The organism is Longispora albida DSM 44784 (assembly GCF_000379825.1).
GTDB classification, from domain to species: domain Bacteria; phylum Actinomycetota; class Actinomycetes; order Mycobacteriales; family Micromonosporaceae; genus Longispora; species Longispora albida.
This window is the reverse complement of sequence record NZ_KB903838.1, coordinates 15,000-26,824: the sequence shown is the minus strand read 5'-3', so window position 1 is coordinate 26,824 and position 11,825 is coordinate 15,000. Positions and strand designations below refer to the sequence as shown.

The following is an 11,825-nucleotide window of genomic DNA, read 5'->3' as shown; positions in this document are numbered from 1 at the left end:
GGGGCTCGTGACGGCGATGCGACGCTGGAACCGCCGGATCCGCCGCAATCCCCGGCAGTTCGCCGCGCTCGCGGCCCTGGCAGCACTCACCGCCGGCATGCTCGGCGCCGGAGCTGTGATCCGCACCGGGTACCCGCACGAGCTGCTGGTGAACGTCGGCGCGGGCCTGGGCATGGTCCTCGCCACATTCCTCGTGCTCGAACCGCTGATCCGCGAGCTGCGCAAGCCCGACGTGGAGAAACACTCCCGGCTGGACTTCACCGCGTTCTTCGACAGGGCGGGCCGGGCGCGCAGCGCGATCGCGATCCTGGAGACCGGTACGCACGCGCTGAGCCACCACTACGTCGCCGACTTCCGCGAGGCGCTGGCGACGGCGTTCCGCAACGACGTCGAGGTGCGGATCCTGCTGCTCGACCCCGACTCCCCCGCCGCCGTCCAGCGCACGGAGGAACTGGCCGGCCGGGCTGACATCCGCGACCTGGTCATGACCAACCTGCGCAACATCCACCAGATCACCGAGAGCCTGCCCAGCGCCCGCAGGCTGCTGCACGTGCGGCTCTACAGCGTCAACCCTTCCGTCCAGATGTACCGGTGGGACGACAAGGCATACCTGTCCTTCTACCCGGTCGGCCGGCGCTCCGACGAGACGGAGCAGCTGGAGATCTTCCTGGCCAGCCCGTGGGGGCAGTTCGTGCAGGAGCGGTTCCGGGAGCTGTGGTCGGACAAGGGCACCCGGCCGGTCGGCGACTACTTCCAGCTCAGGGTGCGGATGGTCTACGACGGGCGCGGGAACGGCGAGCGGGCGCTCTCCTACGTCTGGCATGACAACGCGTGCTATGTCCCGATCAGTGACCTGGGTGACGACGCGATCTTCGGGGACAGCCGGCGGCTGGAGCTGCACGCGGGCGAGCACCGTGGCCTGGGCAAGCTCCGGCTCGACCGGGTCGGACAGGACGAGGCGGACACCGTGGAGCATGTCGCCCGGCTGTTCCACGCCAAGTACGGCCGCGGGGAGCGTGCGGTGGTGCGCCTCATAGCCGGGTGAGCGCGACGCTCACAGGCAACCTCCAGGTAAACGCGTCACGCTGGAACCATGCGACGGACGCGGGGGCTGCGGATCGCCATCGCCGCACTGGGTGTGGCGGTGCTGGCGGCGTGCGCCCCTGCGGTCAGCGCCCGCCCGGCCGATCCGGGGCCGGCGCCGGGTGCGGGTTCAGTGCCCGCCGCCGGGCCGCTCGTCTCGCATGCCGAGGTGCTGGTGGAGGTCGACGGCTGGGCCTCGTGGTCGCTGCTTGATCTCACGACCGGCGCCCAGGCCGGTTCGCCGGACTCCGCCGAGGAGACGAACAACACCGAATCCATGATCAAGGCGTGGATCGCCGCCGACTATCTCGCGGGCGCCGAGGGCCGGCCACTGACCGCTGACGAGAAAACCATGATCCAGAACATGATCTGGTACTCCGACGACGACGCGGCCGAGGTGCTCTACCAGGCGCGCGGGGCGGACGCCGTGATCGACCGGCTGGCCGGCGAGTGCGGCCTGACCGGCACGTACCTGGAGCACGACTGGTGGTCGTACACCCAGATCACGGCCGCCGACGCGGCGAAGATGATGGGCTGCGTGCTCGGCAGGTCCGCGTACCTCGACGAGCTGCTGCGGACCGTCGACCCGTCCGGGCGGTTCGGGATACCGGAGGCGCTGCCCGCCGGTACCGAGGTCGCGGTGAAGAACGGCTGGACGCTCCAGTCCTCCGACGGGCAGTGGCGGGTGAACTGCCTGGCGAGCTGGGACCACTGGGCGCTCGCCGTGCTGACCCAGTACCCGGCGGCATACGGCCAGGACTACGGCGCCGGGATCTGCCGGAGCGTCACGAGCCAGCTCTTCGACGGGTCCGCGACCCTCAAGAGGTGACCACGCGGGTGTGTTCACCCCCGTGGCCACCCGTCCGGCTCAGTCTTCCTTCTCGACCGCCTTGAACAGCGCGGCGATCTCCGGCTGGCTGAGCTTGCGGACCTTGCCGATCTTCTGGTCGCCCAGCTCCACCGGGCCGATCGCCGTCCGGATCAGCCGGTGGACCGGGTGGCCCAGCTCGTCCAGCAGCCGCCGGACGATGTGCTTGCGGCCCTCGTGCAGGCTCAGCTCCACCAGCGCCCGGCGGCCCTGCGCGTCGACGACCTTGAACGAGTCGGCCTTCGCCCAGCCGTCCTCCAGCTCGACGCCGGTCATGATCCGCTTCTTGAAGCCCTGCGGAATCGGGCCGACGACCTCGGCCAGGTACGTCTTGGACACGCCGAACGACGGGTGCGTCAGCTTGTGCGCGAGGTCGCCGTCATTGGTCAGCAGGAGCAGGCCCTCGCTGTCCTGGTCGAGCCGGCCGACGTGGTAGACCCGCTGCGGGATCTTGCCCAGGTAGTCGGCGATCGACTCCCGGCCCTTCTCGTCCGCCATCGTGGAGACCACGCCGCGCGGCTTGTTCATGGCCAGGTAGACCAGGCGGGTGTTGGTGACCAGGCGCTCGCCGTCCACATAGATCTCGGCGCTCGCCGGGTCGGCCTTGTCGCCGAGCCGGGCGACCCGGCCGTCGACCATGACCCGGCCTTCCTCGATCAGCCCCTCGCAGTCCCGGCGGGAGCCGATCCCGGCGGCCGCGAGGATCTTCTGGAGCCGCTCGGCGCCCTCCATGTCCGCGATCGGCTTGGCGGCCCGGCCAGCCGAGTTACCCCGGCCGGCCCGCATGTCGGGGCCGCCGATCCGGCCGATCGCGCCGAACGCCTCCCGCTGCGTCTGGCCCTCCCGGCTGATCGCGCCGGGCTGCTCGCGGGGGCCGCGCTTCGGCTTGGAGCCGGTCTTCTTGGCCGGCTTGGAGCCGGAGGAACGGCGGGACGGGTTAGGACTGGTCATGAGATTCCGCCAAAGCGTCGATGTCGTCGGGAAGGTAAGGGGCCAGCGACGGCAGATCCTCAGGGGAGTTGATGCCGAGCTTCTCCAGGAACAGAGTGGTCGTCCGGTACAGGTACGCGCCGGACTCCGGCTCGCTCCCGCACTCCTCGACCAGGCCGCGGGTGAGCAGGGTACGGAGCACGCCGTCGCAGTTCACGCCGCGGATCGCCGAGATCCGGCCCCGGGTGACCGGCTGCTTGTACGCGACGACGGCCAGCGTCTCCAGCGCCGCCTGCGTGAGCTTGGTCTGCTGCCCGTCGAGGACGAACTTCTCCACGTACGGTGCGTAGTCGGCCCGGGTGTAGAACCGCCAGCCGCCGGCCGCGCGGCGCAGGTCGAAGCCCCGCCGGTCGGCCGCGTACGCCGCGGCCAGCTCCGTGAGGGTCGCGGCGATCAGGTCCTCGGGGAGTTCGAGGACGACGGACAGGTTGAGCTCGGAGACCGGCTCGTCGACGACCATCAGGATCGCCTCGAGGGCAGGCCGGAGATCGGCGGGGTCGATGACCGCAGCGGGCTCGGGCGTCTCTTCCGGCACGGGCTCCGGCTCCGGTTCGGGTGCTGGGGTGACCGCCTCGGGCTCGGGGTCCGGTGCGGTCTCGCCGTCCTCCGGCTCGCGGGACCAGGGCGGGGTCCAGGCCGCCATGTCCTGGGCGAAGGCCCGCTCGGCTGATGTCGTCACTGATCCCCCTCGTCCTCGGCCGCGTGGCCGGGAACCTCTCCGGCCGGTGAGCCGTCGTCGTCCAGCAGGGTCTCGCGCTGGGACGGCAGCCGCTTGCGCCGCCGAGGGCGCTCCTCGTCCTCGGCGCCGTCGTACTCTTCCACGTCGATCTCCCGGACGTCCTGCCCGGCGATCCAGCGCACGGTCAGCTCGCCGAGCGCCTGGACCTGGTCGAAGCCGACCAGGTTCTCCCGGTACAGCTCCAGGAGCGCGAGGAACCGGGCCACCACCTCGAGCGTGCTCTCGCAGTCGGCACACAGCACCCGGAAGGTCGCAGTGCCCGCCCGCATCAGCCGCTCCCGGAGCAGCGCCGCGTGCTCACGGACGCTGACCTTCACGTTGTGCACGTGCGAGATCGAGACGGTCGGCGGGATCTTCGGGGTCATCGCCCGCGCGGCCAGCCTGGCGAACCGGTCGAGCCCGATCCCCAGGACCAGCTCGGGCAGCGCGTCGGCGTACTGCGGCTCCAGGCCCACGGACCGGGCGTAACGCTTGTCACCGCCGGCGATCAGGCCGGCGATGTGCGCGGCGGCCTCCTTGAACGCCTTGTACTGGAGCAGCCGGGCGAACAGCAGGTCGCGGGCCTCCAGCAGCGCCAGGTCCTCCTCGTCCTCGACCTCGGCCGCCGGGAGCAGCCGGGCTGCCTTCAGGTCGAGCAGCGTGGCCGCGATGAGCAGGAACTCGCTGGCCTCGTCCAGGTCCCAGCTGTCGCCCATCCCACGGATGTAGGCGATGAACTCGTCGGTGACCTTGTGCAGCGCCACCTCTGTCACGTCCAGCTTGTGCCTGCCGATGAGCTGGAGCAGCAGGTCGAACGGGCCCTCGAAGTTGGTGAGCCTGACCGTGAAACCCGTCTCAGGCGCCGAGGGCGCTTCTGGGTTCTCGGTAACGGTCACCGAGGGATCCTACATTGCCTGCCAGTGCGCCCCGCTCAATCGTGCAAATCAGCCGAAGTCCCAGCGAATACCAGGGCACGCGGTTACTCGGCGTCGAAGGCCTTCACGAGCCTGCGCGGGGCCTGGCAGCGCCACGCGTCGGTGATCAGCTCACGCAGCTCGTCCTCACCGATCTCCGCGAGGCGGACCAGCACGGCCGGGTACCCGTCGTAGTGCGGCTCGGTGAAGAAGATGCCCGGGCCGGAGGCGAGCAGGCGCTCCTTGTCGTCCAGGCTCGCGACCCGGACACCGAGCACGGCGGGCTGCGGCACCCGGGCCTTCTTCGGCTCCAGGCGCTCCAGCCAGACCCAGCAGATCCCCTTCGCCTTACCCCCGGCGCGCACCGAGAAGGCGAACCGGTCGTCCTCCTCGGTCACCTCGGGCAGCCCGAGAGCGATCCGCCGGACGAGTTCCTGGCCGGCCATGCTCACCCCGTACCGGAAAAGGGTCCTGATCTTGGGGTTAACGCCGCTCTGCGGAAGCAGCGATGACCTCGCGCGCCAGCTGGCGGTAGTTGCGGGCGCCGGCGCTGGCCGGGTCGAGCGTGGTGATCGGGGCACCGGCCACAGTGGATTCGGGGAACTTGACGGTCTTGGTGATGACCGTCTGGTAGACCTTGTCGCCGAACGCCTCGACCACCCGCTGGAGGACCTGGCGGCAGTGCGTCGTCCGGCTGTCGTACATGGTGGCCAGGATGCCCTCGAGCTCCAGGTCGAAATTGAGCCTCTCGCGAACCTTGTCCACTGTGTCCAGCAGGAGCGCCACGCCACGCAGGCTGAAGAACTCGCACTCCAGCGGCACGAGCACGCTGTGCGCGGCGGTCAGCGCGTTGATCGTGAGCAGGCCGAGCGACGGCTGGCAGTCGATCAGGACGTAGTCGTAGTCCTTGAGCACCGGGCGCAGGCAGCGGGCCAGGGTCATCTCCCTGGCGACCTCGTTGACCAGCTGGATCTCGGCCGCCGACAGGTCGATGTTGGCCGGGAGCAGGTGCAGGCCGTCGATGTTCGTCTTGTGGATGACCTCGTGGATGGTGACCTCCTCCTGCATCAGCAGGTTGTAGACGGAGATCTCCAGGTCGTGGGGGTTGACCCCGAAGCCGACCGACAGGGCGCCCTGCGGGTCGAAGTCCACCATGAGCACCTTGCGGCCGTACTCGGCGAGAGCCGCACCCAGGTTGATGGTGGTCGTGGTCTTGCCGACCCCGCCCTTCTGGTTGGCCATCGCGATGATCCGCGCCGGGCCATGCCGGTCGACCGGCTCGGGCTGCGGGATGGGACGCCGGTCCAGCAGGGTCGCGGGATCAACGGTGGAATCGCCACCGCCGCCCAGTGCACCCCAGCCATCGTCTTCGTTCGACATCCTGTTACGCCCTTCCCCAGATCGGCGCTGCCATCAGCAGCCGGGCGGTCGTGCGTGTCCCGACTGTACGCCACATGGCGGACGCGCGCCGATGGTTCGCCATCGGCGTGTCGCGCGCCCGCGCAGCCCTGGACACGGTACTGGACTCGTCACGCGAGCGCTCGCGGATGCGCCGAGACGTACACCTCCCTGAGCCGGTCCACTGTCACCAATGTGTAGATCTGGGTGGTGGTGACGGAGGCGTGGCCGAGGAGTTCCTGGACAACGCGCACGTCAGCACCCCCGTCCAGCAGATGCGTCGCGTACGAGTGCCGCAGGGTGTGCGGGCTGATATCGCCGGAAATTCCCGCCCGGTCGGCGGCGCGCCGCAGGATCGCCCACGCCGACTGCCTCGACAGTGGAGTGCCACGGGCGTTGAGAAAGACTGTCGGATTACCGCGCCCGGCCGCCGCGAGCACCGGCCGGCCCCGGACGAGGTACGCCTCCAGCGCCCGCCGGGCGTACCCCCCGACCGGCACGAGCCGGGTCCTGCCGCCCTTCCCGTGCAGGGTGGCCACCCCGGCTTCGAGGTCGAGATCGTCCACACAGGCCCCGACGGCCTCGGAGATCCGGGCTCCCGTGCCGTAGAGCAGTTCGAGCAGCGCCCGGTCGCGCAGCCCGCGCGGGCTGTCGTCCCCGGCGGCGGCGAGCAGCTGGTCCACGTCGGCGACCGGCAGCGCCTTCGGCAGCCGGCGCGGCGTACCGGGCGGCTTCACCTCCCGCGCCGGATCCACCTCGCACAGCCCGTCCCGGACCGCGAACCGGTGCAGCCCACGGACGGCGCTCACCGCCCGGGCCGCCGAGGCCGCCGACAGGGGCGGATGCCCGGGCTCGCCCTCGCGGAGCGTGGCCAGGTACTCGCCGACGTGCGCCGGGGTGACCTCCGGAAGCCCCGTCACGCCGGCCGCAGCGAGGGACGCGACGTAGCGGGTGAGGTCCCGCCGGTACGAGAGAAGGGTGTTGCGCGCCAGCGCCCGCTCCACAGTGAGGTGATCGAGGTACCCGAGCACCACCCGGCTGAGGGCTGGCGGAATCTGGGGTTCGTCCACTGCGGCCATGCCGCCCAGCGTACGACGTCAGGTTTTGGGCTTATGGTCCTGATCTGATGTTTTTGATCTCACGCGCGGTGGCCCGCTGAGCGGAAATCTGATCGCAGACGCGGAAGCCCGTGTACTGGTTGTACACGGGCTTTTGCGTTGCGCAGCTCAGATTTTCGCTCAGCGGGTCGGCACTATCCGAGGATCTGCTCGAGGGTCAGGTGTGCGGTGCCGTGGGCCTCGGCGACCGGGCCGTAGGTGATGTGGCCGTCGTGCGTGTTCAGGCCGAGCGCCAGGGAACGGTCGGAACGCAGCGCGTCCTTCCAGCCCTTGTTCGCCAGGTCGAGCGCGTACGGCAGGGTCACGTTGGTGAGCGCGTACGTCGAGGTGTGCGGGACGGAGCCCGGCATGTTGGCGACGCAGTAGAACACCGAGTCGTGCACGCGGTAGACCGGGTCGGCGTGCGTGGTCGGCCGGGAGTCCTCGAAGCAGCCACCCTGGTCGATCGAGATGTCGACGAGGACGCTGCCCGGCTTCATCCGGGACACCAGCTCGTTGCTGATCAGGGTCGGGGCCTTGGCGCCCGGCACCAGGACGGCACCGATCACCAGGTCGGCCTCCAGGACAGCCTTCTCGATCTCGAACGCGTTGGACGCGACGGTCTGCAGGTGACCACGGTAGATCTCGTCGGCCTGGCGCAGCCGCGCGATGTTCTTGTCGAGCAGCGAGACCTCGGCCTGCATGCCCAGCGCGATGGTCGCGGCGTGCTTGCCGGACACACCGGCGCCGATCACGACGACCTTGGCGGCGTGCACGCCCGGGACGCCGCCCATCAGCACGCCACGGCCGCCGGCCGGGCGCATCAGGTGGTACGCGCCGACCTGCGGGGCGAGCCGGCCGGCCACCTCCGACATCGGGGCGAGCAGCGGGAGGGAGCCGTCGGGCAGCTCGACGGTCTCGTACGCGATGCCGGTCACCTTCTGCGTGACCAGGGCGTCGGTGCACTCCTTGGAAGCGGCCAGGTGCAGGTACGTGAAGAGCACCTGACCCTCGCGCATCCGGTGGTACTCCTCGGCGATCGGCTCCTTGACCTTGAGGATCAGGTCACCGGCAGCCCACACGTCGTCGGCGCTGGGCAGGATGGTCGCGCCGGCCGCGACGTACTCCGCGTCGGTGATCGACGAACCGACACCGGCGCCGGCCTCGATGTACACCTCGTGGCCCGCACGCCTGAACTCGTGCACACCAGCAGGGGTGATCGCCACCCGGTATTCGTGGTTCTTGACCTCGCGCGGGATTCCGACCTTCACCTGACGACCCTTTCCTTGGTGGCACGGCTCCGTTGCCGTCGTTTCCAGGCGGAGTCTAGGTTCGAATCCACCCCGCCGAGGGTGACAGACCGTAACCTTCTTCCGCGCTCAGCTGCCGATGTGTAGCCAGGCAGGGTAAAGCTAACGCTAATAAGTCATGATATGCCCGATACGGGGCAGCGGAAAGTGAGGCACGCCGAGCCAAGATCGGACGAACGGATGAGACATCGAGCTTCGCTATCGCCTAGGGTGTGCCCTCATGACCACTCCTCACTACGGCGGCCCGGTTTCCGACAAGAGCAAGCTTGTCGCCGGCCTCCTCCAGATCCTGCTCGGCGGCTTCGGCGCGGGGCGCTTCTACACCGGGCACACCGGCATGGCGATCGGCCAGATCGCTGCCACCTGGCTGACCTGCGGCCTCGGCGGTCTCTGGCCGCTGATCGACGGCATCATGATCCTCGTCAAGGGCGGGACCGACGCGCAGGGCCGTCCGCTCAAGGACTAGCCGGGCCACCACCTTCACCAGAGCCCGGCCGCATGCACTGCGGCCGGGCTCTTCTCTGGGCTCAGGTGGCTGGCCGGGCTGCGCCTGGAGCCCTGTGGCCTCCCGCCGGCCGGTCCACTGCGGAGTCCTGCGCGATCGGGCAGCCCGGATGCGCCAGGTGACGTAGTGGCGGCTGGCAACCATCCACTAACCTGTGCCGGTGAGCTACAACCCTCCTCCTTCGTATGACCCGTACGGCAACCCGATCTCCGGGCCGCCGGTGACGGGCGGCCCCTATGGCGCGCCGCCCGCCGGTTTCGGGATGCAGCAGCCCTACTACGGCCCGCCGATCTCCGACAAGAGCAAGCTGGTCGCCGGTCTGCTCCAGCTCCTGCTCGGTGGCTTCGGCGTCGGCCGGTTCTACACCGGTCACGTCGGCATGGCCATCGGTCAGATCGCGGTGACCTGGCTGACCTGTGGTTTCGGCGTGCTGTGGCCGCTCATCGACGGCATCATCCTGCTGGTCAGCGGCGGCACGGACGCGCAGGGCCGCCGCCTGAAGGACTGACCCCGATCATCCGGAGCCCGGCCAGGCGGTCCGCTGAGGACGCTGGCCGGGCTTCATCATGCCCGGGCACCGGCCACACCCAGCGAAAGCGAAACGGCGGGCACCGTCTCCGGTACCCGCCGTCTGTATGCCTGTTTCTCAGAGCTGTGCCGCCGCCAGTACGCCGGCCAGGCACGCCCCGTTGGTGATCTCGCCGCGCAGGCCCATCGCCACGGCCTCGGCCAGCGGTACCCAGTGGGTGGTCAGCCCGGCCTCCTCCGCCGTGCGGACGTGCCGCTCGTCGTCGGGCACCGCGCTCAGGCCCCGGGCCACGAACACCCGGATCCGCTCGTCGGAGCACCCCGGCGACGGGTGGATGTCGATCAGCTGGGCCCACTCGGCGGCCACGAGATCGGCTTCCTCGGCCAGTTCCCTGGCTGCCGCCGCTTCCAGGGGCTCGCCGGGCACGTCGATCAGCCCGGCTGGCAGCTCCCAGAGCACCTGGCGGACCGGGTGCCGGTACTGCCTCAGCAGCAGCACCCGGTTCTCCTCGTCGAGGGCGACGACACCGACCGCGCCCACGTGCTTCATGTAGTCACGGTTGGCGACCTCGCCGTCGGCGAACTTCACCTGGTCCGTCACCACGTCGAACATCCGGCCGTGGAAGTGCTCCACGGTGGACAGCACCTCGGGTGCCGCCCCTTCGACCTCGGTCGTCACTTCTTCGCGGCCTTGGCCGGAGCCGGGGTGGACTCCTTGGCCGGGGAAGCGTAGGCCAGGGCCGCCGAGATGAACGCGGCGAACAGCGGGTGCGAGCGCGTCGGGCGGGACTTGAGCTCCGGGTGGGCCTGGGTGGCCACGAACCACGGGTGCAGCTCCCGGTCCAGCTCGACGAACTCGACCAGCTTGCCGTCCGGCGAGGTACCGGAGATGCGCAGGCCGGCCTTCTCCAGGGTGTCGCGGTAGGAGTTGTTGACCTCGTACCGGTGCCGGTGCCGCTCGGAGACCTCCGTCGCGCCGTACGCCTCGGCGACCAGCGAGCCGGCGGTCAGCGCCGCCGGGTACGCGCCCAGCCGCATCGTCCCGCCCAGGTCACCCTTGCCGGCCACGATGTCTTCCTGGTCGGCCATCGTGGAGATGATCGGGTCGATGGTGTTCTCGTCGAACTCGAGGGAGTTCGCCCCCGCCAGCCCGGCCACGTTCCGCGCGGTCTCGATCGCCATGCACTGCAGGCCCAGGCACAGGCCGAGCGTCGGGATCTTGTTCTCGCGGGCGTACTTGATCGCACCCAGCTTGCCCTCGATGCCCCGCACGCCGAACCCACCCGGGATCAGCACCGCGTGCACGCCCGACAGCGCCTTCTTGGCCCCGGCCGGGGTCTCGCAGTCGTCGGAAGCCACCCAGGTGATCTTCACCCGGGCGTAGTTGGCGAACCCGGCGGCCCGCACGGCCTCGGACACCGACAGGTACGCGTCCGGCAGGTCGATGTACTTGCCGACCAGCGCGACCGTCACCTCGTGCTTCGGGCTGTGCACCCGGTCGAGGAGGTTGTCCCAGGCCTTCCACTTCACGTCGCGGAAGCTCAGGTTGAGCCGGCGCACGACGTACGCGTCGAGGCCCTCCTTGTGCAGCACCTTCGGGATGTCGTAGATGCTCGGCGCGTCCGGGGCCGCCACGACGGCTTCCTGGTCCACGTCGCAGTACAGGCTGATCTTGTGCTTGAGCTTCTCCGGGATCTCCCGGTCGCTGCGGCAGACGAGCGCGTCGGGCTGGATACCGATGTTGCGCAGCTGCGCGACCGAGTGCTGGGTCGGCTTGGTCTTCAGCTCGCCGGACGGCGCCAGGTACGGCACGAGCGAGACGTGCAGGTAGAAGCAGTTGTCCCGGCCGATGTCGTGCCGGATCTGCCGGATGGCCTCCAGGAACGGCAGCGACTCGATGTCGCCGACCGTGCCGCCGACCTCCGTGATCACCACGTCGGGGGCCTTGCCGGACTCGTCCGGCTTGGCCATCGCCCGGATCCGGGCCTTGATCTCGTTGGTGATGTGCGGGATGACCTGGACCGTGTCGCCGAGGTACTCCCCGCGCCGCTCCTTGGCGATCACCTCGGAGTAGACCTGGCCGGTGGTGACGTTGGCGTTACGGTCGAGATCCCGGTCGAGGAACCGCTCGTAGTGGCCGATGTCGAGGTCGGTCTCACCGCCGTCCTCGGTGACGAACACCTCACCGTGCTGGAACGGGTTCATGGTGCCCGGGTCCACGTTCAGGTAAGGGTCGAGCTTCTGCATCACGACCCGCAGCCCACGGGCGGTCAGGAGCATACCGAGACTGGAGGCAGTGAGCCCCTTGCCGAGCGAGGACGCGACGCCCCCGGTGACGAAGATGTGCTTGGGCGTACGAGCCGAACTGGCCAAAACCTGCTCCCGTGGTCGTCGAGGGCTGGGCCTCTGTGCAG

Annotated in this window: 13 protein-coding genes; 4 read left to right on the top strand and 9 right to left on the bottom strand. The window is 69.7% G+C overall.

Going from position 1 to position 11,825, the window contains the following annotated elements; genetic code table 11:
- The first annotated feature begins 16 nt into the window (after positions 1-16).
- Together A3G1_RS0130110 and A3G1_RS37535 are read left to right on the top strand one after the other, a co-directional pair.
- Positions 17-1,045: a hypothetical protein gene (locus tag A3G1_RS0130110; RefSeq protein ID WP_157641504.1), complete on the top strand. Its 1,029-nt coding sequence runs from the start codon at positions 17-19 to the stop codon at positions 1,043-1,045.
- 48 nt (positions 1,046-1,093) lie between these two features.
- On the top strand, positions 1,094-1,912 hold the full coding sequence (locus A3G1_RS37535; RefSeq protein ID WP_018353226.1) for a serine hydrolase: 819 nt from the start codon (positions 1,094-1,096) through the stop codon (positions 1,910-1,912).
- Positions 1,913-1,951: 39 nt separating this feature from the next.
- On the opposite strand, the gene A3G1_RS0130100 is transcribed toward A3G1_RS37535, so the two are convergent.
- From A3G1_RS0130100 to ald, 7 genes are all read right to left on the bottom strand, one after another.
- Positions 1,952-2,737, bottom strand: a complete 786-nt coding sequence (locus A3G1_RS0130100) for a pseudouridine synthase (RefSeq protein WP_026212670.1) — start codon at positions 2,735-2,737, stop codon at positions 1,952-1,954.
- Positions 2,738-2,888: 151 nt separating this feature from the next.
- Positions 2,889-3,584 carry an SMC-Scp complex subunit ScpB gene (gene scpB / locus A3G1_RS0130095; protein ID WP_083937224.1) on the bottom strand — a complete coding sequence of 232 codons (696 nt, stop codon included), beginning with the start codon at positions 3,582-3,584 and terminating at the stop codon, positions 2,889-2,891.
- Between the two features lie 32 nt (positions 3,585-3,616).
- Positions 3,617-4,555 carry a segregation and condensation protein A gene (locus A3G1_RS37530; RefSeq protein WP_018353223.1) on the bottom strand — a complete coding sequence of 313 codons (939 nt, stop codon included), beginning with the start codon at positions 4,553-4,555 and terminating at the stop codon, positions 3,617-3,619.
- A gap of 83 nt (positions 4,556-4,638) precedes the next feature.
- Positions 4,639-5,019: an MmcQ/YjbR family DNA-binding protein gene (locus A3G1_RS0130085; RefSeq protein WP_026212669.1), complete on the bottom strand. Its 381-nt coding sequence runs from the start codon at positions 5,017-5,019 to the stop codon at positions 4,639-4,641.
- A 37-nt stretch (positions 5,020-5,056) separates the two neighbouring features.
- On the bottom strand, positions 5,057-5,953 hold the full coding sequence (locus A3G1_RS0130080) for an AAA family ATPase (protein ID WP_018353221.1): 897 nt from the start codon (positions 5,951-5,953) through the stop codon (positions 5,057-5,059).
- A 149-nt stretch (positions 5,954-6,102) separates the two neighbouring features.
- A complete protein-coding gene (gene xerD / locus A3G1_RS0130075) occupies positions 6,103-7,050 on the bottom strand; it encodes a site-specific tyrosine recombinase XerD (protein WP_018353220.1) in 948 nt (315 codons plus the stop codon).
- 173 nt (positions 7,051-7,223) lie between these two features.
- Positions 7,224-8,339 (bottom strand): alanine dehydrogenase, encoded by a 1,116-nt coding sequence (gene ald, locus A3G1_RS0130070; RefSeq protein WP_018353219.1) that lies wholly within the window; start codon positions 8,337-8,339, stop codon positions 7,224-7,226.
- Between the two features lie 259 nt (positions 8,340-8,598).
- Here ald and A3G1_RS0130065 point away from each other — a divergent pair, with 259 nt between their 5' ends.
- Positions 8,599-8,844, top strand: a complete 246-nt coding sequence (locus A3G1_RS0130065) for a TM2 domain-containing protein (RefSeq protein WP_018353218.1) — start codon at positions 8,599-8,601, stop codon at positions 8,842-8,844.
- A gap of 199 nt (positions 8,845-9,043) precedes the next feature.
- Positions 9,044-9,391: an NINE protein gene (locus A3G1_RS0130060; RefSeq protein WP_245563628.1), complete on the top strand. Its 348-nt coding sequence runs from the start codon at positions 9,044-9,046 to the stop codon at positions 9,389-9,391.
- 138 nt (positions 9,392-9,529) lie between these two features.
- On the opposite strand, the gene A3G1_RS0130055 is transcribed toward A3G1_RS0130060, so the two are convergent.
- Together A3G1_RS0130055 and A3G1_RS0130050 are read right to left on the bottom strand one after the other, a co-directional pair.
- Positions 9,530-10,024: an NUDIX domain-containing protein gene (locus tag A3G1_RS0130055; protein WP_051110721.1), complete on the bottom strand. Its 495-nt coding sequence runs from the start codon at positions 10,022-10,024 to the stop codon at positions 9,530-9,532.
- Between the two features lie 62 nt (positions 10,025-10,086).
- Complete coding sequence (locus tag A3G1_RS0130050; RefSeq protein ID WP_018353215.1) at positions 10,087-11,784, bottom strand: CTP synthase; 1,698 nt, start codon at positions 11,782-11,784, stop codon at positions 10,087-10,089.
- Between the last annotated feature and the right edge of the window lie 41 nt (positions 11,785-11,825).